A 24,452-nucleotide genomic window follows, 5' to 3' on the forward strand; every position below is an offset into this window, starting at 1 on the left:
ATTATCCTTATACCAGAGCGATGCAAGGTCGGTATTTCATGACCTTGCACCGTTCAGACGTTTTCTTATTTGGAGCTTCCTCTGAACAGGTCTTGGTATTGGGAGAAATACTCATACACCTGTTGGGCATGCTCTGTTGCCCGGGCGGGATCCATATACGTCGGGGTGACGAAATATTTGGCGGCTTCCGCTTGGTACTCAGGATTCTCTACGACTCGTTTCATTGCTTGAGAGAATGCATCAATGATGCTTTTCGGAGTTCCCTTAGGCATTGCATAGAAGAAAAATTTGTTGAATTCCAAGGGGTATCCCTGCTCGGCGGTGGTGGGAACATCCGGGAAAAGGGGATTGCGTTCCTTGCTCGTCAAGCCAAGGGCAACGAAATCCCCTGATTTGAAATAATCCAACGTCAATCCATACTGGGTGTTGATCACCTGGGTCTTTCTTCCCTTCAGAGCGACCGTCTTTGCTGCGTTGCCGCCGACATCCACCAGATTCAGATCGATTCCTGCTTCCTTTTCCAGTACGATGCCCACCAGATGAGGATATCCTCCGGTCATCATGCCGAATTCAACCTTCCCGGGATTGGCTTTGGCGTATGCAACAAATTCCTGCATGGTTTTGAACGGCATGCCAGGATGCGTAGCCAGTACGGTCGTATCATCAAGTATGCAGATGCCGGCCATATCGAAGGCTTCGATGCCATAGTCCACCAAGCCTGCAATCTTGGGAATCATGGCCTCCCCGTGGTAGAAGAGGACGGTATACCCATCAGCATTTGCATCAAGCACACGCTGCATGCCGATGGTGCCGCCGCCACCGGAGACGTTCACGATTGCAAGGGACTGCCCAAGCTCTTTTTCCAGATACTTCGAGAAGAGTCTCGCATTGAGGTCGGTATCCCCACCGGCTCCCACCGGTACGATGACCTGGATCGGCTTGTCGGGGTAGGGGGTGGACGCAGCGGCGTTTTCGCCCTGCCCGGCGGCAAAGAGGCCGGTACTGATCAGCACCGCCATGAGTAAGGGGAACAACAACCGTTTCGATGTGTGGTTCATAGAAGCTCCTTTTGTTTTGTATTTTTTTGTATAGAAGATATAAATGATATATCATCTATATTTTAATCTGTCAAATAAAAAATTCCCTGCTTAATTCTTTTTAATAAATAGATAAAACACTATCTGAACGGAGAATTGTCAGTCCTGATGCGTAAGTTTCAAATCCTCTATGAAGGGGATATAGGAATCATTGATATGCTCCCGCATCGCCTGCTCCGCTGCATCAGGATCCTTCCCCAGTATGGAGTCCAGCAGTCGTACATGCCAGTAGCGCTGGATATCCGACCGGGTTCTCCTGGCTCTGGCTGCATTGAACAGCAACCAGTTGAAGTTGATTTTCTGCAAACCGGAAATCAAGGAAGGAAAGCCGGTACATTCGGCCATCATGCTGTGGAATTGCAGATGCAACTCGTTGATAGCCTCGGAATCGGTTCCCTCATACCGCACAATATCGAGTTTTTCAGCCAATTCACGCAACTTCTCTTCCTGTTCCTTGGTGGTGGTATGCGAGAGGATACGGGCGATCTGACACTCCAAAGCCTCCCTGAGCGCAAACATGTCCTTCACCCGGTCCAGCGTGGGGATGGTGACGAAAGACCCCCAATGGGCGCGATAGTCGATCAAACCATCCTGTTCCAGACGTTTCATCGCCTCAAGGATGGGGATGGGGCTCATCCCCAGTTCTTGGGCCAATTGGCGACGCACCAGCCGCATTCCGGGCTCATATTCTCCGCGGATGATCTTTTTACTGATGGCTTCGTATGCCTTCTCAGCCGCAGTCTGATACATGGGGCTGTTTTCCAAAACTTTTTGCATCGTCCTTTCTCCTGCGTGTGTCTTTGCTATTGTATGGGTAAACCGATCCTTGTACTAGAAGGTTCTCTGACACACAAGGTCCCAGGCCCGTAGCAACGTGCGTTTGGCGTTTGCAATCACCAAAGCCGGATCCTCATCGGAAAAAGGCTTTACCTCGAAACTGACCACCGGTCGTCTCTCTGTCGACAGATATCCGATGGAAAGCAGTGAGGACAAATACCGTGCGAGTTCCTCCGTATCGTTTTCTCCGCCAGGAAATCCGAAGCGCGGATGCAGATCGCCATAACCGGGAAGGGAAGGGCTTTTTACCACACAATTGCCCATATGGGCATGGGTGATATAGTGCCGTACCGGCTCGAGGGACTCCTCGATGGTTTCATGGAGGAGGGGGATATGGCTCAAGTCGACGAGCAATCCGAAAAACGGGAATTCCTTTCTGATTTCCTTTGCAAAGCGTGCAGCCAAGGGAGCGGGACCAATGAGGCTCTTCTTGTCCACGTCATAATCAAAGACCTCCAGGCTGATGGGCATCGGACCCTTCGCCTCTGCATAAGCGCACAATTCTTTTGTTGAGGCGACCAGCGCTTGGTATGATGCTTCCTTGGTGGCTTCCTCATACGGGCCGCTGAGGAACGCATAGGCTTTTGCATGCATTGCATATGCTTCGTCGATACCTTCTTTCAACTGTTTGAGTGCATCCTGTCTTTTGGTCTCATCAAGGTCGTTGATGTTCAGCTTATTGGTCAAAAGACGCGGCTGAGCCCCATAGGTCAGCTCAACATGGGCGATTTCGGCCATGCTCGCCACCTGTTTGCGGACTGCATCTTCCTTGATCTGGGTCACCTCGATGACTTCGAAGAAGGGATCGCTTGCCAACTGTTGGAAGGTTTGGGCGATCGGCCCTTCACCTTTGCTGACCGGGTAGGCCATGAAATGAATGATGCCGACCCGCATGTATGCTGACATTGGGATATACATGGGAACCTCCAGAAAATGATATATCAAATATATTATGCGGTGAAAAACTTGTTTGTCAAAGCTTTTCCGTCAGGTTTTGCTGAAAAAACAGGTTTTCGATCACTCCATCTTGCTGGTTTGGATACAAAAGCGGTCCGATTTTGCTATGATATGTCACTATTTTGTAGGATTTTGTTGACAAGTCTTGGTGTTTTGCAGCAATGATACAGGTATTATTGCAACAATAAAGGCGGAATACAGGGTATGAAAAACAGATTGCTTGTCGTTTCTGTTCTGGTTTTGGCGTTGGTTTTCCTGGCGGGATGTGACATGTCCATGCAGGGAAGTGCAGTCTCCCGGGGTATCGGCACTCTGGATTCGGCGGTCGCGCCCGAGGGGGTGAAGCAGCAGAAGAAACCAACCGCGTTCACGGCGTCGGTGAATGTGTATCAGGATTACAAAAGTGTGGTTACTGAGCACAAAGGAGAAAGCGACCATTACAAAACCGTCGCAGAGACCTTGTATAGTGTACCGTATGGATCCTTCGGCGGGGCGATTGTGTCCGATTGGGACCTGCTGAACGGAAAGTATGTGATTATGGACAACATAACCAACTACAATCTTGACGGTCTGAGTGGTGAATTAGCCGGTTCGAATCACAGTGTGATCAAGATCATGGATGAGGGTATGCAGGTAGTAGCCACTCTTGAGGCAAACGGCACGATCAAAGGATCCTTGCTTGGCGCAGAGCTTTCGATGAACTGGGTTTTGAAGGACTCCTCTCTAGCTGGTTTGAACGCCCGCGGAAAGATTACGGGTACCTTCACTTGGGCTGTCTTCAATTATGAAACGATGGAACTGGAGTACATTCTGCCTAACGGAACCTTCAGTCTGACAGGAACCTATCAGTAAGGATTTTTGCAGATCACCACTAGCGGGCGGTTGGTTGTTCATACCAGCCGCCTTGTTTTATTGGAAGAGGCAAAGTATAGGAAATGAGTATCAAAATGTTTTTCTAAAAAGAGATATTTACTAACCACTACGATTGCTGAGCATTACGGGTGATCCTGCGATGGACATAAAAATAGGGAATCACCTGGTAGTGATTCCCTATAAAGTCGGGCTGGGCGGATTTGAACCGCCGACCCCAAGTCCCCCAGACTTGTACGCTAAACCCCTGCGCTACAACCCGAACAATATGTCGGTTACCCAACAGGAACAGACCTTAGCATAGAAGCGAACTTGTGTCAATAAATCACGTACCGGTAGGCAAAGAAACGGTTTTCTAGTAGTATTACTGCTACAGAACGACGATACTTCCTATGCTGGACTGGAAATATTCATTTTGTGGTATCTAGGGATAGAGACACGAAGGAGCACCCATGGCACAGATGACAAAACTGGCGCTTGCCCAATCCTTGAAACAGCTGATGGCCGAGCGGACATTGGATAAGATTACGGTAAAAGAGATAGTCCTCAGGTGCGGTGTGAACCGCCAGACCTTCTATTATCATTTCAGGGATATTTATGATCTTTTGGATTGGATGTTCATCAATGAAGGCCAGGAATTCGCCCGCAAATACCCGAATATGAGTACCAATGACGACGGCCAGTCGGCAGTACGCAATATGTGTTCCTATCTGCAGGACAACCGCAGGATAATCATGAACATCTACCACAGTCTCGGGCGGGAACTGCTCGACCGGTACTTGTGTCGTGAGATGGAAAAATTGCTTCGGGAAACCTTGCAGGCCAGAGCACATTCCTATGGTGCTACCGAAGAGGACCTGCAGTTCTTGATCGGCTTTTACAAACATGCGTTCGTGGGAGCCTTGTTGGATTGGGTGCAGGAAGGGCTTCCCGGACAGATTGAGGATATTGTCGAACATTTCATGCCGTTGCTCAAAGGTACCTTCGATGCAACACTCAAGCGCATGGCTTTGGCTCATTGATTTCTCAATTGCCTCTTGGATTGCAGACTTGATGAATCCACTTTGATAGCGTACACTGTCAAAAAATGGTGTTGTTGGTATAAAAAGAGAGATACAAATGAAACAAAGTTCGGCTAGGAACCATAAGAGGCTTGTGCTTGCATTGCTGTTTTGCTGGGTGTTTCTTTCCAGTATGTATGCCTATCAATTCTCTCCGCTGGAGCAGACTTTTCAACCGTCCGGAGCGGAAAGCACGAAGACATATACCATTGTCAATGACAGCAATGATTCAATTGCCATCAGCATCTCCGCGCTCATCCGCGACCAGGATGCGCAGGGAAATGAAGCGAATACACCTGCAGATGCCTATTTCTCCATCGTCCCCAATAAATTGGTGGTTCCTCCCCAGAGCAGTTGGGTTGTTCGTGTGCAGTATCGCGGTCCACGGACGGTGACCAACGAGCTTTCATTCAGACTCAAGGCGGAACAGATTCCCTATTCGCAAGGCAAGAACAGCACTGACAAGGGGATGTTCAATTTTCTTTATATCTACACAACCAGTTTGTATGTCGTCCCCAGCAAGGTGGTCGAGAACGTAGCAGTACGTTCTCTTGCACCGGATACGCTTGAAGACGGGAAACCTGCTTTGGCCGTTACCTTGGCTAATCTGGGAACGGTGCACCAACTGTTGATTTCTGCGGTATTGGAAGTCAAGGACAGCAAAGGCAATACGGTTGTTCTCCAAGGTACCGACGCCCTTTCCGGCATTGATGGCATGAACATCTTGGCAAAGAAAGTCGTTACGAAGAAAGTGCCCTGGCCCGAAGGGCTTTCCCGAGATGCGGGAGTAACATATCAGGCCACGATCAAATACTCGAAATAGGAGGGGTTTTCTCCTTCTTATATTAGGAAAGGGCTTTCACATGAAGAAACGAGGAGTAGCGCATGCACTGTTCTTGCTGTTTCTTCTTGTGGTATTAGCCCTCTTTCTTTCTGCATTTCTCTTCACCTGTTTTCAGAAACCACAGCAAAAACCTGAACCAATCACCCCGATTGTGCAGGTGCAATCTCCGCATGTGCCGGAGGAATCCAAACCGACTGCCGTCATTCCAAAGCTGACACAAAAACCTTCGGTGCCGCTAAAACCCACGTTCACCTCAGTTGCGCATGTGGAGCCGGACGTCAAGCCGATCAAGAAGATGCCTTTACCTGTGCATCTCATTTCCCTGCCCGTCATACCCAAGACATATATACCGAAAGAAAAGCAGGTTGCTGTTCCCGCCGTACCTGTTTTCAAGGCAACGGCGAAGAGTGCGGTGATGGTACCGCAACCACCCTACATTTTTGAGCCGCAAGTACTGACTGAGGAAGACTATGATATGTTCTATCCGCCGGTGCAGGAAGCGCAGCCGAAGAATGATGATTTCTGGGCGGACTTCTTTGTGGTCGGACAGGACAAGACCGTTGCCTATGATGATGGTTTCTATTATCTCAGCCTGTATGTGAATGATGAAATGGTCGGTGATATTGAAGTCCAGTTCCTCGGAGAACAACGGTTGGTCAACGCCTCGGAGCTGTCTTCCTATGTCGGGGAGTATATCACCAAAGCTGCCTCAAACCGTATTTTTGGGGATGGAAAGCAATATCTTTCACTTGAGGATCTACAGGGCAGGGGAGTCAAGGCTACGTATGATTCGGTCAAGTTCGCCGTTTACCTGACGTTCAGCCTGGAAGATATGCCCGAGCGTACGGTAAGCATCACTGCTGCTTCCATCAACAGAAGGGAGCAATACGGCATGAGTGGGGCCATTGTCCTCAAGCCGGCAAAATTTGCTTTGGCCAGTTCATTGAGCCTGTATACGGTCTTCGACTATCCTTCTGACTTCAGTTCCCTGAACAGTTATCTGGCATCCCTTTCCGTCTCGAACAGGGTGAGTATGTTCGGCATCGGCTTGAATTTCTATTTCTCGCTCTCTTCCCGAGCACCCTATTTTACACCGGGGAGCTGGAGTGGCTTCTATGATTTCGTCGACTCTGACCATCGGCTGAGTTTCGGCAATGTGGGTACGAACCTCAGTTCTCTTTCCACATCGGCCAATCTGGGATTCACCTTCGAGAAAAATTATGCCTATGGTACCGGTTCGGCCAAAGGAAACCAGTTCGAGCATACTATTGTCTTGGTGGAGCCTTCGCAGGTCCAGATCGAGATGAACGGGGAAAAAGTATTTGACCGACATTTCCAGGCAGGCACTTACCGCCTCAAGGATTTTGTATTTACCCAAGGTGCAAACCAAATCAAGATTTCCACAATTCCCGATGCCAGGCCTGATGACATTCATATCGAGTATGTGGATCTGGGATACGATTACCGGTTACTCGGCAAAGGTGACAGCCTCTATGGGTTCGGATTCAGCATCCCCAAGGAGGTATCTGCTACCAAGAGTGGTACGATCAATATTCCTTGGGTAGGGAATCAGTATCTTGCCTATTATCCGGATAGGTTCACTGCGACTTATTACCAGCAGACCGGTTTGACCGACACGTTTACCTTTACGACTGAACTGGCCTTCACTCCGGGAATCTTCAGCGGGACGCTCAACGGAGTACTGGCAACCTTGGTGGGAACCACCCAGCTGCAACTCTCCCTGGGCTTGGATGACAGTATGAAGACTCCTTCCTTCGGGGTAAGTCTGAGTCATCGGGTAAGCGGCAAGCCCGGTAGTTCGTTCGGTACGTTCTCCACGACGCTTAACCATATGGTCCCGGCGATGGCGGTCGGCGGCAGTTACTCGTCCCTGTCCTCGCTTTCCTTGTCCTATTCGGGAAGCCTGACCGATACGGTGCGTTACACCCTTTCGGGAAACCTGCTGTATGACACCAGTATCGGATCTCCCAGTTGGAATCTCTCGTTTGCTACAGGATTCTCTCCGTTCAAGGGATTCTCCATCTCCGGTTCCCTCACGGCGAGCGGGACGGCAGCTGCTCCGCTCAGTCCTTCGGTATCTGCGCAGATCAGTGGAAGTTATTCCTTCAGTCCAAAACTCAGTGCCAATACCTCGACCAGCCTGCAAAGCGGAACTCCTTTCTTCAACGGCACCTCAACGAGTTCCTTGGGTGTAAGTTATCGACCGTCGAACAATAATTCGCTGAATCTGTCGGTCAGCTCCTTTGAGTTCTCCACACCGCTCGATCATTCGGTGGTTGGTACGTGGTCCCATAGTGGGGAACTGGCATCCTTTGCCTTGCGTCAGCAGATCACCAATTCGTATCAGGATATGTCCACCACCCTGACGGCGAATACCTCGTTCGCCTATGCGGATGGTGCATTCGGCATTGCAAAATCCGTCAATGAAGCATTCCTTTTGGTCAAGCCGGTCGGAGACCTGCAGAAGAGCGAGATATCCATCGCCCGAAGCTTGGACAGTGCACCTTCCCACCTTCCCAGACCCTTGGGGAGTGCACTGTACAACAGCATTTCCACCAATACCAAGAATACCGTAGTGGTGTTCTCCAGCGGTCCCACCGAATATTCCACAGGGTCTTCGTTCGTATATGAGATTACTCCGAGAAGCAGACAGTCATTCGTCGCCAAATTGCAGACGGAACCTGCCTTCACCGTCAGCGGTGTGCTCAAGAAAACCGATGGGCAACCCTATGTGCAGTATTCTTCTCCCGTCTATCAGGTGTCGCTTGACAGCAACGGGAAGGAAGAGCTGATACGTGATGACTCGTTGTACCTTTTCACCGATCAGGAAGGTAGATTCATACTCAGCGAGGTGAAGAGCGGGACGTACTTGTTCGATCTGCAGGTGGAAGACTTATGGTATGCAGTGCGGTTCACTGTACCTGAGGTGGATGCGAAAACCCTCGGCCTTGATCGCGTACTCTTGCTTGAGGATTTCTGGGTCTCCGACCCTGCCTTCCAGAAACGAATCATCGTAAAGGATGCTTTGACCGGTTCGCAGCTGGCATCCCAGGAGGACGTATTCGGCACGCAATTGGCGACAGGATATGATGCCGAGGTAACGTTGGACGTGGTTGATCGTATCGACGAACAGACGTTCTGGAACATCATTTTCCCACCATTCAACGAAAGCGACTTCAACTTCGCTTCCTTGGACAACCAATTTGTCACCCAGGCAGATTACCAGTTTGACAGCAAGACCTTCGACCAGCTCGTAGGGAATCCGGAGCCTGATCCCAATGCAACTCAGGTAGTGACCGCCGCCCCCTAAAACCTTGCTTGACACTTGCAGGCAAAAGGTAGAGTATAGACCCAAGTACGAAAAACCAGACAAGGAAGTGTTGCCGTGCGAAGCGATATTATCAACGAAGTATTATCTGTTGAGGATAGAGCACAGAAAATCATACACGACGCCGAACGTGCAGCGAGAGAAGTTGTAAGCGACGCCCAAGCCCAGGCCAATGAACTGGTGCGTTCCGCTCTTCGCAAGGAACGCGAGCGCGGTCATGCAGTGCTGGTTCAAGCGGAATCAGATGCAGCAAAACAACTTTCCGAATTTGAGGCGAGTTTGGATGTATCATCCAATCTGCAGGAAAATGATCTTGATCGGATAGCGCAAACGATCGTCGAGCGGGTCTGCAAGACGGAATTCGACGCACTTCTGGAAGCACAATGAGTAGAGATCCGGTAGACACCTACGGCTTTATTAATGCCAAACTGAGAGCAAAGATAGGGTTGATGAAGCAGAGTCATATCGTAGATGACCTGTTGAAGGCTTCTTCCCTGGTTGAGGCGGTGTCCACCTTGCGCGACAGTCGATACCAACGTGTAGCGGAGGCGTACGATCGTACCGGCGATCTTCAGCATATGGAAATGGTCCTGCTGGAGATGGAAATCGAGATGTACCGGGAAGTCGCCAGGTTCCTCGAGGGTACGAGTTCCGCATTTGTCAGACATCTCTTGAGTAAGATCGAGATGGACAACCTGAAGAACTGCATCAGACTTTGGTACAGCAGCATCATCAGGCATCGCCCGATCAGGTATCGGAGCGAATACGTGTTCAAGCAACGTATGGTCTATCCGATCGATTGGACGGCTTTGGTGAATGCTACGAGTTGGGAAGCTCTGGGCAATGCATTGAAGGACAGTCCGTATTATGCTGTGGTGCATTCCTATGAGGAAACCACATTGCAACAAGATGGGTTATTCGAATTGGAGGCTGATCTTGACCGATCTTGGTACCTTCAACTGATGGAAAGCACCAAGGAATTGTCCGAGGACGACCGTCAGGCGGCATCCACCATCTTTCTTGAGGAAATCGATCTGAAGAATCTTTTGGTTCTGACCCGATACGGATGGTATCATGAAATGCCTTCCGATCAGCTGAAACGACAGTTGATCCCGTTTGGAAGGGTTGCGAGAAGCCCCGAGACGGAAACCTATGTACAAAAACGGCCGGAAGACCGTAATCCATTGGATATCATCAACCGGTATTTCCCTGGACTGGAGAAAACCGACATCTCTGCTCTGCAGGGAAGAGGCAGCGTCCATCAGGATGAAAGCAGTGTCTTGGAGAATCTGAAGATTGAAGGGTATCTGGCTGAACGACGCCAACATCTTTATCAGCGTGCCCTTGCATCCGACCCATTTTCCATTGGGCTGCCTCTGGCTTATTTTTTCCTCTTCAAGGATGAGACGAACATGATCAAAGCCATCCTGAATGGAAAATACTACGGCTACGATGAACAGTACATCAGGGGGGTGATAGAATGAACTTGTTTACGAGGCCTATGAAGTTGCTGACTGCCGTGGTATTGGAGCAGACCAGCGACGCAGTGGTGAAAGCCTTGCTTGAGCTTGGGGTCATGGATTTCATCCATATTGACCGGCTCGACCCCCAACAGATGCAAAAGCTGTCCAGTCGACCGAGTTCGGTCAACCGCATGATGCTGGAAGATATGCGCCATCGGGTGGAGGCCCTGCTGAAGCAAGGCCATATCCGTCTCCCTTCATCGGATATTCTGGATGTCAAGAACTTGGAGAAACCCCAGCTGGATGAATATCGCAAGACGATCGACGATTTGACGACGAGTCTGCTCGGCTTGAAGGAACAGCAGAAAGAGAGCAACCAGGTTGTCATGGGATTGGAAGAGATTCGACGGTATCTCAATGAAAACAAAGAGGAATACCTCGACCTGAGGGTCGGGGAGATAGGCCATGGGAATGCCGACGATCTGAAAGACCGACTGGCTTCGTTCGGTGGCCTGCTCGAATCCATCAGTGATGGTGAGAAATATATTTCCCTGACCTTGCGAAGGGATATTTCCCAGGTCGATCCCCTGTTGGAAAAGTTTGGTTGGGTTGAATCGAGTGACAGCAACCTCCAGAAGCAAGCCTTGGCGTTGATCAAGAGCCGTCTGGAAACGGAACACCAGAAAGCTGTTGCCGTTCGTTCGGAAATCGAACACCAAGTAGATGAGATGGTCGCCCAACAGCAGGGACCTCTGTTTGCCATCTGGGCGAATCTCCGTCTCAATGAGTTGAGTGATCAGATCCGTTCCTATTTTGCCTATACGAAGAACACTACGCTCTTCTCGGGGTGGGTTCCGGTCGATCAAGCCGAGAACGTCCGCCTGGCCATTGTCACGGCAAGTGAGGAACAATGTGTCATCGAATGGACCAACGCCTCGGCTTTGCCGCGTGAACAAGTACCCGTGGCTATCACATCCCCCCGTATTCTCCGTCCTTTCCAGAAGATCGTAAACAACTTCAGCACGCCGGAGTATGGGACGATCAACCCGACCATCTTTGTGATGGTTGCCTATCTGATTATGTTCGGCCTGATGTTTGCAGATGTAGGGCAGGGGATCGTGCTGTTGCTGATCGGAATTCTCGGCACGCGCGATTACGCCAAGCATCCACTCAAGAGCGATGGGATGCTCAGCCGGACCGTCATGGAGTTGCTGATTTACCTCGGCCTTTGTTCGATCGTATTCGGTGTATTGTTCGGTTCCTATTTCGGGCTTCCGTTGTTTCCCGCACTCTGGTTCAACTACGAAGCTGCGGTCGCCGGTCATGCGCAGGGTGGATTGATCCATGATGTATTCGGCATCCTTGGTCTGACGGTCCGTTTCGGGATTGTCATCATCTATACCGGTTTGATCCTCAACTGGATCAACCTCATCCGAAAGAAATCGTTCCTCAAATTGACGTTGGACAAGAACGGTTTGGTCGGTGGTCTGTTGTTTGGTGTCGGCATCTATATGGGATTCGGATTCGTTGCCAGCAATTATCACAGTTTCCCCTCGGATCCTTGGATCGCCCCTGTATTGATCAGCTGCATAGCGCTTCTGATTTTACGCGGTGTGTTGGATTACTACCTTTCTTCAAGCAGTGAACGATCTGCAAAAGGTCTTGGCGAGCATCTTATGGAGGCGGTCATCGATGTGTTGGAGATTTTCATCGGATATCTCTCCAATACGCTCTCCTTCATGCGGGTGGCGGGATTGGGTATTGCCCATGCTTCCTTGATGTCAACGTTCTTGGAACTGTCCGGAGGTTTGCACAGTGTCGGCGGGATAGCGATCTTTGTGGTGGGAAATGTCATCGTCATTGTGTTGGAAGGTTTGAGTTCCGGTATTCAGGCACTCAGGTTGAACTATTATGAGTTCTTCTCACGGTATTTTACAGGCAAAGGTGTGGCGTATGAGCCGGTACGACTCTCGTCTACTTTTACCAATACAAAATAGCGCATTTTTTTAGGAGGGTCACACTATGACCAATATCGCATTCAGAAGAAACGTTTCGATGACCTTTGTTGCAACGGCGTTCATGTTGCTTGCATCCGCCTTTATCTTCGCACCAGGCGCATACGCTGCAACCACGCAATCCGGTGCAACCGACAGCCTTGGGTTGGGCTTGGTCTGCATGAGCGCTGCCGTTGCCTTCGGGTTGGGTGCACTGGGAGCAGGTATGGCCATCGGCAAGGTTGGAAGCGCAGCCATGGGTGCCATCAGTGAACGACCGGAAATCGCCAGCCAAGCTTTGATTTTCATTGCTCTTGCAGAAGGCTTGGTCGTTTTCGGTTTCATCACCAGTCTGATGATTCTTGGAAAGGCTTGATCGATGAAATATTTTGTCATCGGCGACGAAGATACCGTCCTTGGGTTTTCCTTGGTCGGTGTCTTCGGCATGCAGGCGACAAATGCCGAACAAGCTCGGCGAGCATGGGACAAGGCGTTGGAAGATCCGCAGAATGGGATCATCATCATTACCGATGAAGTAGCGGCGATGATCAGACAAACGGTAGATCGCTACCTGTTCAGCGAATCATTCCCCCTTGTGGTTGAGATACCCTCCCCGCATTCGAAGGAGGATCGTACCGATTTGCGTACCCTGGTCAACCAAGCCATCGGGGTATCATTGTAGGAAGCGTTCGTATGGATACAACCGACAACCGTTTGCTGTCAGGAATTCTTGAGCAGGCAGAGTTGAGTGCAAAGAAGACACAGGAAGATGCTCAGGATCAAGTGGCGAACATTCTTGCGCAGGCACAGAAACGCGCCGACAAGGAAGTTGCTGCAGAACAGCGTACGGTGGAACAGAAACTGCAGCAGATACAGTTGCGCCTCCAGGCCAATATGGGAACTGCCAAGCGGAAGGCGAGCCTGAGGAAGGTGGATGAGAGCTACCAGCAGGTAATGAGCAGGGTACTGTCCGCACTTGACGCAAAGACGGTTTCTGCATATTTGAGCCAATGGATTGCCGAGGCTGCAATAGGCTTGGATCTTGTGGAAGTCAAGGTTGCTTCCAGTCATCAATGCCCGGTAACCGAGGAGCATTTGGCCAAAGCCACCGCCTTGGTACGGAAAGCCACCGGCAGTGAGATCACCCTGCACCTTGATCCCAAGCCGATCAGGGGGCTCGGGGTAATTGTTTCCTCCATGGATGATACCATTTCATTCAACAATCAGGTTGAGATCCGCCTTCGACGGTTCGACCGCGACATCAGGTCATTGATTCAGGAACACGCATGAAAGAAAGAATAATTGGACGAATCAAGCGAGTAAACGGTCCGATTCTCATTGTCAAGGATATCAAGGATGCCATGATGATGGAAATGGTCCGTATTGGGGAGCAGGGGCTCGTAGGCGAGGTGGTCAAACTCAACGACGGGTTGGCGACCGTGCAAGTTTATGAGGATGCCACCGGTTTGTGCCCGGGGGACAACGTGTATGGAACCGGCATGAGTCTGTCGGTTGAACTTGCCCCGGGGTTGATCGGTACCATCTATGATGGGATCCAGCGTCCTTTGGAACGCTTGATGGAAGCAAGCGGTGTTTTCATTTCCCGTGGCTTGCGTTTTGACGCCGTCGACCACCAGAAGAAATGGACCTTCACCCCGACTGCTGCAGAGGGGGGGGCGGTGCATGCCGGTATGGTATTGGGTACCGTACAGGAATCCAGCAGGATAGAACATCGGGTGATGGTACCTCCCCAATATACTAATGGAACCCTTTCCGAGGTTGCAAAACAGGGCGATTATACGATCGAGGACCCGATAGCCACCATTGTATTGCCTGACGGGCGACAGGAAAAGATTTGCATGCTCCAGAAATGGCCCATCAGAGTGCCTCGTCCGGTAGACCAGCGTTTACCGCTGAAGCAGCCGTTGATAACCGGTCTCAGAGTCATCGATACCTTGTTTCCGTTGGCAAAGGGCGGAACGGTTGCCATCCCTGGCGGTTTTGGTACGGGCAAGACCATGACGCAACACTCCATTGCACAATGGTGCGATGCTGATTTGATCGTCTACATCGGTTGTGGGGAACGGGGCAATGAGATGACTGACGTACTGCGGGAGTTTCCCCTTCTCATCGATCCTCGTACCGGACAATCCCTGATGGAACGGACGATCTTGATTGCAAATACTTCCAACATGCCGGTAAGCGCGCGTGAAGCTTCCATTTATACAGGAATCACGATGGCCGAGTACTATCGTGACCAAGGCTATCATGTTGCCATCATGGCCGACTCCACCAGCCGCTGGGCGGAAGCACTGCGTGAGTTGAGTGGCCGTATGGAGGAAATGCCTGCTGAGGAAGGATTCCCTGCATATCTGCCAACCCGTATCGCCCAGTTCTATGAACGTGCCGGTTACGTACGCGCCCTCGGTGGCAGCGATGGTTCGGTTTCGGTCATTGGAGCCGTAAGCCCTCCTGGAGGGGATTTCTCCGAACCGGTCACCCAGCATACCAAGCGCTTCGTCCGCTGTTTCTGGGGATTGGACCGACAGCTGGCTTCCAGTCGTCACTATCCTGCCATCAGTTGGTTGGAATCCTATAGTGAATACCTTGATGAAGTGAAGCAATGGTGGAACGACCACAGCGAAGGTTCCTGGTACAAGAGTCGGCAGAAGATCATGGATTTGCTGCAAAAGGAAGTACGATTGCAGCAGATCGTGAAATTGGTTGGACCTGATGCATTGCCGGATACCCAAAACTTCATACTGGAAGTCTGCAACCTCTTCAAGACTGCATTCCTTCAGCAGAATGCCTTCGATGATATCGACCGGTTCTGTTCGGTGGAAAAACAGGTGAAGATGCTCAGTGCCATCCTTGCTTATTATGACAAAGGCAGCGAGGCAATCGCCAAGGGAGTACCCATGGTAAAAATCCGCCGTCTGAAGGCTGTCCAGGAGATGGCGAGAATGCGCTTCACCGTCAAGGGAGATGAACTTGACGTCATCGACAAGATCCAAGTGCGCCTCGAACGGGCCATTGACCAGATCGGAGGTGTCTATGAAAACTAAGAAGGAAGCACTGTTGGCCCAAACCGATCGGAGATTGCTCAGTGGTAGGGAATACCGCGGGGCATCCAAGATTGACGGTCCCTTGGTATATATGCGGAATACGCATCCGATCGGATACGGTGAGTTGGTCGAGGTACTGGCCCCGGATGGATCACATCGTTCCGGGCAGGTCCTCGATACCAGTGACGAGGCGGTTGTGGTACAGGTGTTCGAAGGTACCGATGGACTTTCGTTGCCGGGAACCGGCATGCGGTTCATGGGAGAGCCGTTGACGCTTCCTGTTTCCGAGCAGATGCTCGGTCGGGTTATGAACGGATTGGGAAAAAGTCGCGACGGTTCGGGTTCGGTCCACGGATTTGCCGAACGGGATGTCAACGGAGAGCCGATCAATCCGACTGCCCGTGAGTATCCGAGGGATTTCATCCAAACCGGGATCTCGGTCATCGATGGACTGACCACTTTGATCCAAGGGCAGAAGCTTCCGATTTTCAGTGGGAATGGACTAGACCATAATCAATTGGCGGCCCAGATCGCCCGACAGGCGAAAGTCAGGGGAAATGCAGGGGACTTCTGCATCGTCTTTGCAGCCATGGGTGTCAAATATGACGTCGCACGGTTTTTCATCGACAGTTTTGAACAGACCGGGGTCCTGGACAATGTGGCGCTTTTCCTCTCTTTGGCTGATGATCCTTCCATAGAACGCATCATCACTCCCAAGACTGCGTTGACGCTGGCCGAATACCTTGCCTTCGACAAAGGCAAGCAGGTACTGGTGATCATGACCGACATGACCAACTATTGTGAATCATTACGTGAAATCGGGACCATGCGTGGTGAGATTCCCTCCCGAAAAGGATATCCCGGGTATCTGTACTCAAACCTTGCGGAAATCTATGAACGCTCGGGGAAGATAACCGGCAAGAGTGGTTCCATCACTCAGCTGCCGATTCTTTCCATGCCCAATGATGATATCAGCCATCCGGTTCCCGACCTTACCGGGTATATCACCGAAGGTCAGATCGTATTCGACCGAGGCATGCAGGCAAGAGGCATCTACCCGCCGATCAACTGTCTTCCCTCTCTCTCCCGATTGATGAAGGACGGTATCGGTGAAGGCATGACCCGAGAAGACCATCCGCATTTGGCCAACCAGCTGTTCGCTTCCTACAGTCATGTGAAGGACGTGCAGAACCTTGCCTCGGTCATCGGCGAGGAAGAGCTGACCACGCTCGACCAGCAATATCTTGAATTTGGAAACTTCTTCGAGAAGCAATTTGTCACCCAAGGATTTGATGAGGACCGGAGTATTGAACAAACGCTCGACTTGGGCTGGGAAGCCCTGAGCAAGTTGCCGAGTGAGGAATTGCAGCGCTTGACCGACGAAGAAATTGCCGAACATTACGGCAAGTAGGAGGAAGGGTGAATACCACGCTTGCTCCTACGAGGAGCAACCTGCTCAAACTGACGGAAGACCTCAAATTCGCACAACTCGGGCATGAACTGCTTGACCAGAAGCGTTCCATTCTTGTCGTGGAGCTATTGACTTTGGTCGATCAGGCGGTTGATTACGAGGGTAGGGTGTTCAAGGCCCTTACGGAAGCCCAGAATTCTCTGTCTGACGCCATCATGCAGATGGGGCGACTACGGGTGGGGAATCTCGCCGGTGCGGTAAACATTGAATATTCGATCAATCTGGGCAAGCGTAGGGTCATGGGAGTATCGGTGCCGAAGGTGGATACCACTTTTACGGATCACAGTCCCTATTTCAGCAGTGAGGAAACCAGTATTCTCAGTGAACTTTCGATTGACCGGTATCGGACAACCCTCCAGTTGATGGGAAGGCTTGCCGAGCTGAAGGTTTCCATCATGCGTCTTGCCCGAGAAGTGAAGAAGACGATCAGAAAAGTCAATGCCTTGGAAAAGATCGTCATTCCTGAAAATGAGGAAACCATTGCCTGGATGCGGGGAAGAATCGAGGAACAGGAACGGGAGAATTTCATCCTGCTCAAGACGGTGAAGGAGCGGATGGAACAGGCCAAGGAACAGGCTCAGGCTTTGACCTCTTCCCGGGATAATGATACGATAGTACAGGGAGGCTTGCATGGGAGTTCCATTTAAGCAGATCGTCGTGTATCTCGATGGTTCAGAGAGTTCGATGACCGCCATCATGTATGGGATCAAGCTGGCAAAGGAACACGATGCGAAACTTACCGCGGTGTATGTCGTCAACACCAGGGCGTTGAGCGAACTGGTGAAGGCGGGTATATTTGTTGCAGTTGAACGAGATGAATACCAACGGGATTTGCAACTGGATGCCGATCGATACCTGAGACACGCTTCCCGTTTGGCTGAACAGAAGAAAGTGGTTATTGATACGGTCAAGCTCGAGGGGACCGTGCATGTGGTGATGAAAGACCTTCTCAAATCGCAGAGGGCTGATTTGCTGGTGCTTGGAGGTCTGACCGACATCCGATCCCGGAGAGAAGAGCTGACCAGTGAGACCGATAGGATGATGCGTACTTCTCCCTGCCCTGTGTTGGTAGTGCGGGACGATGACGATATCTGGCTGGAGTTTGAAGCGTAAGGAGCTTTGCATGAACATACTGGATGTATTGGACAAGAACCTGGTCAAGGTCCCACTCCTGCATACCGACAAGAAAGGAATCATCACTGAACTTGTCGAGGTGGTCGCCAAGGCGAAGGGGTATTCAACACAGCAGTTTGATGACATTTTGGAAGCGGTGTTTGACCGCGAAAGCCTGGGATCGACGGCTATTGGGAATGGGATTGCCATTCCACACGCCAAAACCGAGGTCATGGATCATGTGTGCCTGGTTGTCGGCATCAGCAGATTTCCTGTTGATTTCGATTCCCCGGATGGCCAAAAAAGCAGGATTTTCTTCTTGGTTCTTGCACCTCCTCAGGAAGCGTCGGCCCATGTGGAGCTGCTTGCCTCGATAGCCCGCAGCTGCACCAGCCAGGTTTTCCGGCGGATGCTCGAACAGTCCAGGGATAGTGAGGAAGTAGTCCGCTTGTTTATGGAATAAGGTCGTTCAGACGTTCCTTTGCAGGGCACCGTACGTCATGTATGGTGCCTGTCCTGTATTTGCTGGACAAATCTTGGGTTTCGTCCTATGGTAGCTTCATCATAGGTATTCAGGTGGCATGCGTCATGCACGTATTCATTCCGTTCTCCGAGGCAGAGTATTCGTTGCTGGCAACATGCAAGCAAATTCTCTCCACGAATGACTTGCAACTTTTCCAAACTTTGGAAACCCGTATCCAGGATATAGAAAGCCTGTCCTCCATCGTAGCGAGAGCATCGTCGGTGGTCAGCGACCTTTCCTTGTCCCCTCATCCCCGGACAATAGCCTCGCTTTCTGCCAAGCTGATTCAATCGGGCATTCAGGAAGTAGTGAATCTTCCCGTGAAAGCTTCCCTGGGGCGTTCATTCGTACTTGCCAAATTGCACTTGTTCGGTTTCCTGATGAAAGTCTCCTGCCTGTCAGCGCAATACACCCGACTTCTGGTGATGTACCAGCGTATACTGTTCTCCCTGATGGCGGAGGACTTGTATATTTCCATCATCTCTGAGAGCGACGGCAACGAGCAATGGGTCTCCCATGCCACTGAGGAATTGATTCACTTGTGGGAACACCGGACTGCCGGATATTCCGAAGGATTCGGTGTCTTGGTGGAACAGCTCTGGAGCGCCCGGCATCGTTTGATCCCTACGCTTGGGACGTTGCTCGGTACGGTGGAATTGCTCAAGCTCTCATTCTTGCTTCCTGAGCCCTGGCATGACTTTTTGATGCAGAAAGGCGGGGAACAGCCTGTTGTATGGGCGTTGGAGGAATTCCTGTTTTCCTTAAGCTATGAACAGTTGTGTTTTCTGCGGGAACGAATGGCTGAAACCTCACGCCAATCCATAAGCAGGGAGGAAGCAGGGTCCTTGTTGGCATTGCGTTCAGACCAAATGTTGGAAGGACCGGTTGAGGAGCAGCTTTCCGTGGTTCGTATGTACCGCTCGTTTTTGCATCGCAATACATTGGCGCGGGTACGAAGGGAATCCGATCGCCCGGGTCCCCACCGTACCTTGGAACAGCAATTTCTGCTCCATTTATGGAGCAGAAAATCCTAGTTGTTGTTCGCCAGATGATAGATTGCCTTGATCTCTTCCTTGCCAAGGACTTTGATGCTTCCCAGAGTTCGTTTCCCAAAGAAGGTTGCCTTCTCTGACATCTCCTCCACTTGCGCTTCACTCGGGTGGATGCCCAATTCGGCGAAATTGGTAGGCATGTCGATGCTGTGAAAGAAAGCCTTCATCGCATCGATGGCTCTGAGAGCGTCCAGGTCCTCATCGTCGGAACGTTCCAAGCCGAAGACTTCAGACCCAAGCTGAGCAAAACGATCCGGTCTTTCCTTGTAGACGAAACTGGCCCAGCTGCCCCAAACAGCGGCAAGCCCGGCGCCGTGGGCCACATCGAACATTCCCCCCATCTCATGCTCAAGCTGGTGTGGGGCCCAGTCCCCGCGAGCGCTGTTTCCCATTCCCATCAAGCCATTGTGGGAAAGGCTGCTTGCCCACATGAGGTTGGCTCTCCCATCGTAATCACGGGGGTTTGTTTTCAGTACGGGGGCATAATGGACGATGGTACGCAGCAAGGACTGTGCCAGTTCATCCGTCAAGTACATGGTCGATCCTTGGATGAAATAACGTTCCATGGTGTGCATCATAATATCCACTGCTCCGCTCATCGTCTGATAATGGGGGAGGGTATAGGTCAACTCGGGATTCATGATGGCAAATTTGCACCGCGATGATTCGTGGTTGACTCCGCGTTTGAGATTTCCCTCCTCATTGGTGATGACCGAGGAATCGCTCATCTCGCTGCCGGCTGCGGCAATGGTCAGGATTGCCCCGATCGGGTAGCATCCCTTCACCTGTCGCTTCTGGCTGTAGAAGTCCCAGACTTCCCCCCCGTTGAATAGTCCGTATCCGATTGCTTTTGCCGAGTCGATGACGGACCCTCCGCCGACTGCAAGGATGAAGTCGACTCCTTCTTGCTGGCACAATGCAATCCCTTCATGCACTTTGCTCAGGCGAGGATTGGGAACGACGCCGCCGAGCAAGACATAGTTGATGCCTTCCGCTTTCAGGGATTCTGTGACCCGGTCAAGCAATCCGGAGCGTTTGGCACTTTCCGATCCATAATGCACCAATACTTTTTTGCATTCCTGTTGCTTGATCAAGACTCCTGCCTGGGATTCTGCATCCTTTCCGAAGACGACACGGGTAGGTGTGTAATAATTGAAATCAGCGGTCATGGTTATCTCCCTTAATATCCGAGGCTCTCACCGACGATGAGTACCTTCATTCTTCCTTCGACTTGTTGCTGTGAAAAAACTACATAGTTCGAGCATATGGTATGTTCGCAGGCACCTGCGGGCAGGGCCATGAGATGCCGGTCATCGCACTGTGCTTGCATGCATTTGCCTTTTCCTGTGCAATAGGTTCCCGTTTTCAACCGGGTGGCGTTTGCCGGGGCTGCAATATCCTTGACCCGAAGGATGGCGCTTACCAGATCGGGGACGATCTTGTCCCAGGAAACGATCAGGATCACTTGTTTCGGTCCATACAGCATAGCTGCCGTACGGTTCGACCTTCCATCGACGCAATAGACTTCACCATGTTCGGTAAGTGCATTTGCGCTTGCGAGATATGCATCTGCGGTGAAGCTTTTCAGAAAGACTTCATCCACTCCTTCCTTTCCCAGGCTTTTGTCATATCGGTCGTAGAATGTGTAATTCCCATTCCGTAGCAGATCAATGACACCGGTTTCGAAAAGTGTCATCGACCCTCCAACCGCGACGCGGTCGCCGTTTTTCAACAGTGAAGCAACGGTAGGAACCACATCTTTGGCGGTTTCGACGAACCGAGCCTCAATATTGTTTTTCTCCAAGGATCGTATTGTTCTTTCCACTTGGAGATGTTTGATTGCTCGTAGATGGTCATCCATAACGATTTCCCCCTTCTATAGGGAAGAATACCCAATCCTCGCGCGCTTAGCAAGGATGTCTCGGATTTCGAAAACAATTGCATCCGAACCACAACAATCGTATCTTACAAGAAGAAGGAGCTCGATTATGCATATAACATTCTTTGGAGCAGCTCAGCAGGTTACCGGAAGTTGTACATTGGTAGAATGCAGCGGAAAGTACCTGCTCGTCGATTGCGGCCTTCCGCAAGGCAATGATGAGCGGGAATCGGGGATTGATCTACCATTCGATGCAGCGGCCATCGACTACCTGTTTCTCACCCATGCCCATATTGACCACAGCGGAAGAATACCGTTGATGGTCCGCAATGGGTTCAAGGGCAAAATCTTCGCCACTTCGGCTACGATCGACTTGTGCGAGATAATGCTCGCCGACAGCGGTCACATCCAGGAAATGGAAGCGGAATGGAAAAGCCGAAAGGCCAAACGTGCAGGAAAGAAGGGAGAGGAACCCTTGTATACCGTTGAGGATGCGCAAAAATCGATGCAGTATTTTCATGGATGCGAATACAAGCAGATATGTTCGATCGATGAACACATCAAAGTCCGCTTTGATGATGCCGGTCACTTGCTTGGGTCTTCCTCCATTGAAATGTGGCTCGAGGAGAGTGGCGAACAGAGAAAGATTGTATTCAGCGGGGATATCGGGAATTTCGACCAACCTCTGATCAAGGATCCCGATTACATTGACGAAGCTGATTTCGTAGTCATGGAATCAACATACGGCAACCGCCTCCATGATCGGCCTGAAGAAGCGAAAGGCCAGCATATTACCTCCTTGGCAAGGGCCCAGGAGCTTGCCGAGATCATCGAGAGGACGTTCGCAAGAAAGGGCAATGTCATAATTCCTTCCTTTGCTGTCGGCAGGACACAGGAAATTCTGTATCTGCTTCGTCTGATCATCGAACAGAAACTCTGTCCGACCATCCGGGATATTCCCGTATTCGTTGATAGTCCGCTTTCGGTGAAAGCCACCCATGTGTTTGCCGGTAACCTGTTCGGATACATGGATGCAGAAACCATGGAATTGGTGAACAAGGGCATCAATCCGATCTTGTTCCCTTCTTTGGTTACCATCACTGATGTACAGGATTCCATAGCGCTCAACCAACGCAAGGAGAGTTGCGTCATCATCAGCAGCAGCGGCATGTGTGAAGCTGGACGCATCAAGCACCATCTAAAGCATAATCTCTGGCGCAGTGAATGCACGGTATTGTTCAGCGGTTACCAGGCAGGAGGCACGCTGGGAAGGTCCATTCTTGATGGAGCGCGTCATGTAACCATCTTCGGCGAGCAGATCGATGTCCGTTGCGAGGTTGCGGAGTTGCATGGCATCAGCGGACACGCAGACCAGAAAGGACTGGTAAAATGGCTGACCTCGTTCAAGAAGGAACCGCGAAGAGCCTTCATCGTCCATGGGGACAAGGAGGTTGCTCCTTGGTTCGCATCCTATGTTTCCAGAACACTGGGTATCAAAGCCTATGCACCGGCTTTGATGGAACGCTTTGATCTGCTGGATGAGGCATCGCTGCCGGTGGCTCTTCCTGTGGAAGCGGCGTTGGTCCCCTATCTCAGGCAGCTTGCAGAATCGCTGGCTGAACTCTCGAAGCAGGAAGCGACGCTGCGGTCCGTGGTTGAGCGGATGGAGCAGGCTGGACGGGAGAAGAATCTGGATGAGAAGCGTGCGGTGCGCCTGACCAATGCAATCAACCGCTTGGCCAGTGATTTGGAGTACCTGAAGATAAAATGGGGTCCTGATGCCGACTAACTAAGCAGTTTTCCGAAAATGGAACCCCATTTTTGTTGTTCCAGAATGGAGAACCCCATCCGTTCATAGAACCCGTAGGCATGGGTGTTGCGGCCGTCCACTCCAAGGTGGATTCCTGCAACACCCTTCTGTTTGACGGCTTCGAAAAAAGTGAGCATCAAGCTTTTCCCGATTCCCTTGCCTTGCAGATGCATTAATAAATCAATATGCAGATGGGCTGGATACCCAAGATTGGCCCATACCCCTTCACCCGGACCTTTGAGCAGGGTCTTGATGACCGATTGTTCCGCTTCGCTCTTGAATTTTTGTACACCGGCGTATTGTGTTTGCAGAATGGGCAACCAATGTTCCTGCATCCAGGCGTTGAATGCATGGGTGTTGCTGGTTCCTACAATATATCCTGAGGGGACATTGGTCTCATCAAGGGCTATGAAACAAAGCTCCGGCTCAAAGAAGAAGTAAGGGGCAGCGTAGTAGTGACCGACACACCAGGGATCATCAAAATAAGGTGTTCCGTCAAGACCGGCAAAAGCGGTCTTCAAGGCGATGGAATAAAGGTAGGGCAGGTCTTGCGGGAGAGCTTGTCGTATGTACTGCATTGGGTATTGTTCCTTACATTATGTACCATACTCTTGTTTTGTTGATTTCTCAATCAGAAAAATTATAGAATACAACTTGTTCTATATTCAATAGTTAGTCTTTTAGAGATAAATTTTTTCAAAAACTGCTGGACAAAACCCATCTTTGGGTGTAATATCCCATCTCGTTCGGCAACGAGAACTTCGAGTCAACAACGATGAGGCCATTCGGCTCTTGACGGAAATTGAATATATCGAGTACTCTTAAAGAACCCCCCTTGATGAGGGGCGTGAAAAATAGTGCGGTTTCAAAACTGTTTTTCAATGGTTATTGACAGTATGAGCGTTAGGGAAGAATAGAAAGATTGGAATAGTGGAAGACCGCAGAATGGGCTTCCCAGTCAATTCGAGGAATAATGATGAACAGTAGAGGAAAAGCTACGTTCGTTTGCGAGGAAAGACAGGGCTGACTATGAAGGAAATAGAGCCCGCGCCTTCGGGTGCGGGATT

23 protein-coding genes and 1 tRNA gene are annotated in these 24,452 nt (G+C 50.8%); 17 read left to right on the top strand and 7 right to left on the bottom strand.

The window, feature by feature from the left end; all coding sequences use genetic code 11:
- Nucleotides 1-65: 65 nt before the first annotated feature.
- The 3 genes from AB7C91_RS10610 to AB7C91_RS10620 all read right to left on the bottom strand — a co-directional run bounded on the left by AB7C91_RS10610 (nucleotide 66) and on the right by AB7C91_RS10620 (nucleotide 2,852).
- Nucleotides 66-1,058, bottom strand: coding sequence for a tripartite tricarboxylate transporter substrate binding protein (locus AB7C91_RS10610; protein WP_332446181.1), 993 nt, complete (start codon nucleotides 1,056-1,058; stop codon nucleotides 66-68).
- Nucleotides 1,059-1,196: 138 nt separating this feature from the next.
- Nucleotides 1,197-1,874 (bottom strand): GntR family transcriptional regulator, encoded by a 678-nt coding sequence (locus AB7C91_RS10615; RefSeq protein ID WP_332446180.1) that lies wholly within the window; start codon nucleotides 1,872-1,874, stop codon nucleotides 1,197-1,199.
- A 54-nt stretch (nucleotides 1,875-1,928) separates the two neighbouring features.
- A complete protein-coding gene (locus AB7C91_RS10620) occupies nucleotides 1,929-2,852 on the bottom strand; it encodes a sugar phosphate isomerase/epimerase family protein (protein WP_428591269.1) in 924 nt (307 codons plus the stop codon).
- 243 nt (nucleotides 2,853-3,095) lie between these two features.
- On the opposite strand from AB7C91_RS10620, the gene AB7C91_RS10625 reads away from it, so the two are divergent.
- Nucleotides 3,096-3,743: a hypothetical protein gene (locus AB7C91_RS10625; RefSeq protein ID WP_332446178.1), complete on the top strand. Its 648-nt coding sequence runs from the start codon at nucleotides 3,096-3,098 to the stop codon at nucleotides 3,741-3,743.
- A 206-nt stretch (nucleotides 3,744-3,949) separates the two neighbouring features.
- Here the strand turns inward: AB7C91_RS10625 and AB7C91_RS10630 are convergent.
- Nucleotides 3,950-4,023, bottom strand: a tRNA-Pro gene (locus tag AB7C91_RS10630).
- Between the two features lie 190 nt (nucleotides 4,024-4,213).
- Here AB7C91_RS10630 and AB7C91_RS10635 point away from each other — a divergent pair.
- From AB7C91_RS10635 to AB7C91_RS10705, 15 genes are all read left to right on the top strand, one after another.
- Nucleotides 4,214-4,783, top strand: a complete 570-nt coding sequence (locus tag AB7C91_RS10635) for a TetR/AcrR family transcriptional regulator C-terminal domain-containing protein (protein WP_332446177.1) — start codon at nucleotides 4,214-4,216, stop codon at nucleotides 4,781-4,783.
- A 97-nt stretch (nucleotides 4,784-4,880) separates the two neighbouring features.
- Nucleotides 4,881-5,645, top strand: a complete 765-nt coding sequence (locus AB7C91_RS10640; protein WP_332446176.1) for a fimbria/pilus periplasmic chaperone — start codon at nucleotides 4,881-4,883, stop codon at nucleotides 5,643-5,645.
- Nucleotides 5,646-5,685: 40 nt separating this feature from the next.
- Nucleotides 5,686-8,997, top strand: a complete 3,312-nt coding sequence (locus tag AB7C91_RS10645) for a hypothetical protein (RefSeq protein WP_332446175.1) — start codon at nucleotides 5,686-5,688, stop codon at nucleotides 8,995-8,997.
- Nucleotides 8,998-9,072: 75 nt separating this feature from the next.
- Nucleotides 9,073-9,402 carry a hypothetical protein gene (locus tag AB7C91_RS10650; protein WP_332446174.1) on the top strand — a complete coding sequence of 110 codons (330 nt, stop codon included), beginning with the start codon at nucleotides 9,073-9,075 and terminating at the stop codon, nucleotides 9,400-9,402.
- On the top strand, nucleotides 9,399-10,499 hold the full coding sequence (locus AB7C91_RS10655; RefSeq protein ID WP_428591274.1) for a V0D/AC39 family V-type ATPase subunit: 1,101 nt from the start codon (nucleotides 9,399-9,401) through the stop codon (nucleotides 10,497-10,499). Before AB7C91_RS10650 ends, AB7C91_RS10655 begins: the two co-directional genes overlap by 4 nt.
- Nucleotides 10,496-12,475: a V-type ATP synthase subunit I gene (locus tag AB7C91_RS10660; protein ID WP_332446172.1), complete on the top strand. Its 1,980-nt coding sequence runs from the start codon at nucleotides 10,496-10,498 to the stop codon at nucleotides 12,473-12,475. The genes AB7C91_RS10655 and AB7C91_RS10660 overlap by 4 nt, the downstream gene beginning before the upstream one ends.
- Nucleotides 12,476-12,500: 25 nt before the next feature.
- Complete coding sequence (locus AB7C91_RS10665) at nucleotides 12,501-12,848, top strand: ATP synthase subunit C (RefSeq protein ID WP_332446171.1); 348 nt, start codon at nucleotides 12,501-12,503, stop codon at nucleotides 12,846-12,848.
- Nucleotides 12,849-12,851: 3 nt separating this feature from the next.
- Nucleotides 12,852-13,154: a V-type ATP synthase subunit F gene (locus AB7C91_RS10670; protein ID WP_332446170.1), complete on the top strand. Its 303-nt coding sequence runs from the start codon at nucleotides 12,852-12,854 to the stop codon at nucleotides 13,152-13,154.
- 11 nt (nucleotides 13,155-13,165) lie between these two features.
- Nucleotides 13,166-13,762 carry a V-type ATP synthase subunit E gene (locus AB7C91_RS10675; RefSeq protein WP_332446169.1) on the top strand — a complete coding sequence of 199 codons (597 nt, stop codon included), beginning with the start codon at nucleotides 13,166-13,168 and terminating at the stop codon, nucleotides 13,760-13,762.
- Entirely contained in the window at nucleotides 13,759-15,537 is a 1,779-nt protein-coding gene (locus tag AB7C91_RS10680) for a V-type ATP synthase subunit A (RefSeq protein WP_332446168.1), read from the top strand. Before AB7C91_RS10675 ends, AB7C91_RS10680 begins: the two co-directional genes overlap by 4 nt.
- Nucleotides 15,527-16,948: a V-type ATP synthase subunit B gene (locus tag AB7C91_RS10685; RefSeq protein WP_332446167.1), complete on the top strand. Its 1,422-nt coding sequence runs from the start codon at nucleotides 15,527-15,529 to the stop codon at nucleotides 16,946-16,948. Before AB7C91_RS10680 ends, AB7C91_RS10685 begins: the two co-directional genes overlap by 11 nt.
- An 8-nt stretch (nucleotides 16,949-16,956) precedes the next feature.
- Nucleotides 16,957-17,655 (top strand): V-type ATP synthase subunit D, encoded by a 699-nt coding sequence (locus AB7C91_RS10690; protein ID WP_332446166.1) that lies wholly within the window; start codon nucleotides 16,957-16,959, stop codon nucleotides 17,653-17,655.
- Complete coding sequence (locus tag AB7C91_RS10695) at nucleotides 17,639-18,121, top strand: universal stress protein (protein ID WP_332446165.1); 483 nt, start codon at nucleotides 17,639-17,641, stop codon at nucleotides 18,119-18,121. The genes AB7C91_RS10690 and AB7C91_RS10695 overlap by 17 nt, the downstream gene beginning before the upstream one ends.
- Nucleotides 18,122-18,131: 10 nt before the next feature.
- On the top strand, nucleotides 18,132-18,584 hold the full coding sequence (locus AB7C91_RS10700) for a PTS sugar transporter subunit IIA (RefSeq protein ID WP_332446164.1): 453 nt from the start codon (nucleotides 18,132-18,134) through the stop codon (nucleotides 18,582-18,584).
- A 125-nt stretch (nucleotides 18,585-18,709) separates the two neighbouring features.
- Nucleotides 18,710-19,678: a hypothetical protein gene (locus tag AB7C91_RS10705; protein ID WP_428591283.1), complete on the top strand. Its 969-nt coding sequence runs from the start codon at nucleotides 18,710-18,712 to the stop codon at nucleotides 19,676-19,678.
- Here the strand turns inward: AB7C91_RS10705 and AB7C91_RS10710 are convergent.
- Entirely contained in the window at nucleotides 19,675-20,865 is a 1,191-nt protein-coding gene (locus tag AB7C91_RS10710) for an iron-containing alcohol dehydrogenase (RefSeq protein WP_332446834.1), read from the bottom strand. The genes AB7C91_RS10705 and AB7C91_RS10710 overlap by 4 nt on opposite strands.
- An 11-nt stretch (nucleotides 20,866-20,876) precedes the next feature.
- Entirely contained in the window at nucleotides 20,877-21,557 is a 681-nt protein-coding gene (locus AB7C91_RS10715) for a lactate utilization protein (RefSeq protein ID WP_428591286.1), read from the bottom strand.
- A 127-nt stretch (nucleotides 21,558-21,684) separates the two neighbouring features.
- Between AB7C91_RS10715 and AB7C91_RS10720 the strand changes: the two genes are divergently transcribed.
- A complete protein-coding gene (locus AB7C91_RS10720; protein WP_428591289.1) occupies nucleotides 21,685-23,364 on the top strand; it encodes an MBL fold metallo-hydrolase RNA specificity domain-containing protein in 1,680 nt (559 codons plus the stop codon).
- On the opposite strand, the gene AB7C91_RS10725 is transcribed toward AB7C91_RS10720, so the two are convergent.
- Complete coding sequence (locus AB7C91_RS10725; protein ID WP_332446831.1) at nucleotides 23,361-23,963, bottom strand: GNAT family N-acetyltransferase; 603 nt, start codon at nucleotides 23,961-23,963, stop codon at nucleotides 23,361-23,363. The genes AB7C91_RS10720 and AB7C91_RS10725 overlap by 4 nt on opposite strands.
- Nucleotides 23,964-24,452: the final 489 nt, after the last annotated feature.

Source organism: Sphaerochaeta sp., from assembly GCF_050256055.1.
Taxonomy (GTDB): domain Bacteria; phylum Spirochaetota; class Spirochaetia; order Sphaerochaetales; family Sphaerochaetaceae; genus Sphaerochaeta.

Bases quoted from the DNA above. Each gene is read 5' to 3' on its own strand.
- AB7C91_RS10610 (WP_332446181.1), bottom strand. From the start codon at position 1,058: ATGAACCACACATCGAAACGGTTGTTGTTCCCCTTACTCATGGCGGTG.
- AB7C91_RS10615 (WP_332446180.1), bottom strand. From the start codon at position 1,874: ATGCAAAAAGTTTTGGAAAACAGCCCCATGTATCAGACTGCGGCTGAG.
- AB7C91_RS10620 (WP_428591269.1), bottom strand. From the start codon at position 2,852: ATGTATATCCCAATGTCAGCATACATGCGGGTCGGCATCATTCATTTC.
- AB7C91_RS10625 (WP_332446178.1), top strand. From the start codon at position 3,096: ATGAAAAACAGATTGCTTGTCGTTTCTGTTCTGGTTTTGGCGTTGGTT.
- AB7C91_RS10635 (WP_332446177.1), top strand. From the start codon at position 4,214: ATGGCACAGATGACAAAACTGGCGCTTGCCCAATCCTTGAAACAGCTG.
- AB7C91_RS10640 (WP_332446176.1), top strand. From the start codon at position 4,881: ATGAAACAAAGTTCGGCTAGGAACCATAAGAGGCTTGTGCTTGCATTG.
- AB7C91_RS10645 (WP_332446175.1), top strand. From the start codon at position 5,686: ATGAAGAAACGAGGAGTAGCGCATGCACTGTTCTTGCTGTTTCTTCTT.
- AB7C91_RS10655 (WP_428591274.1), top strand. From the start codon at position 9,399: ATGAGTAGAGATCCGGTAGACACCTACGGCTTTATTAATGCCAAACTG.
- AB7C91_RS10660 (WP_332446172.1), top strand. From the start codon at position 10,496: ATGAACTTGTTTACGAGGCCTATGAAGTTGCTGACTGCCGTGGTATTG.
- AB7C91_RS10665 (WP_332446171.1), top strand. From the start codon at position 12,501: ATGACCAATATCGCATTCAGAAGAAACGTTTCGATGACCTTTGTTGCA.
- AB7C91_RS10670 (WP_332446170.1), top strand. From the start codon at position 12,852: ATGAAATATTTTGTCATCGGCGACGAAGATACCGTCCTTGGGTTTTCC.
- AB7C91_RS10675 (WP_332446169.1), top strand. From the start codon at position 13,166: ATGGATACAACCGACAACCGTTTGCTGTCAGGAATTCTTGAGCAGGCA.
- AB7C91_RS10680 (WP_332446168.1), top strand. From the start codon at position 13,759: ATGAAAGAAAGAATAATTGGACGAATCAAGCGAGTAAACGGTCCGATT.
- AB7C91_RS10685 (WP_332446167.1), top strand. From the start codon at position 15,527: ATGAAAACTAAGAAGGAAGCACTGTTGGCCCAAACCGATCGGAGATTG.
- AB7C91_RS10695 (WP_332446165.1), top strand. From the start codon at position 17,639: ATGGGAGTTCCATTTAAGCAGATCGTCGTGTATCTCGATGGTTCAGAG.
- AB7C91_RS10700 (WP_332446164.1), top strand. From the start codon at position 18,132: ATGAACATACTGGATGTATTGGACAAGAACCTGGTCAAGGTCCCACTC.
- AB7C91_RS10705 (WP_428591283.1), top strand. From the start codon at position 18,710: ATGCACGTATTCATTCCGTTCTCCGAGGCAGAGTATTCGTTGCTGGCA.
- AB7C91_RS10710 (WP_332446834.1), bottom strand. From the start codon at position 20,865: ATGACCGCTGATTTCAATTATTACACACCTACCCGTGTCGTCTTCGGA.
- AB7C91_RS10715 (WP_428591286.1), bottom strand. From the start codon at position 21,557: ATGGATGACCATCTACGAGCAATCAAACATCTCCAAGTGGAAAGAACA.
- AB7C91_RS10720 (WP_428591289.1), top strand. From the start codon at position 21,685: ATGCATATAACATTCTTTGGAGCAGCTCAGCAGGTTACCGGAAGTTGT.
- AB7C91_RS10725 (WP_332446831.1), bottom strand. From the start codon at position 23,963: ATGCAGTACATACGACAAGCTCTCCCGCAAGACCTGCCCTACCTTTAT.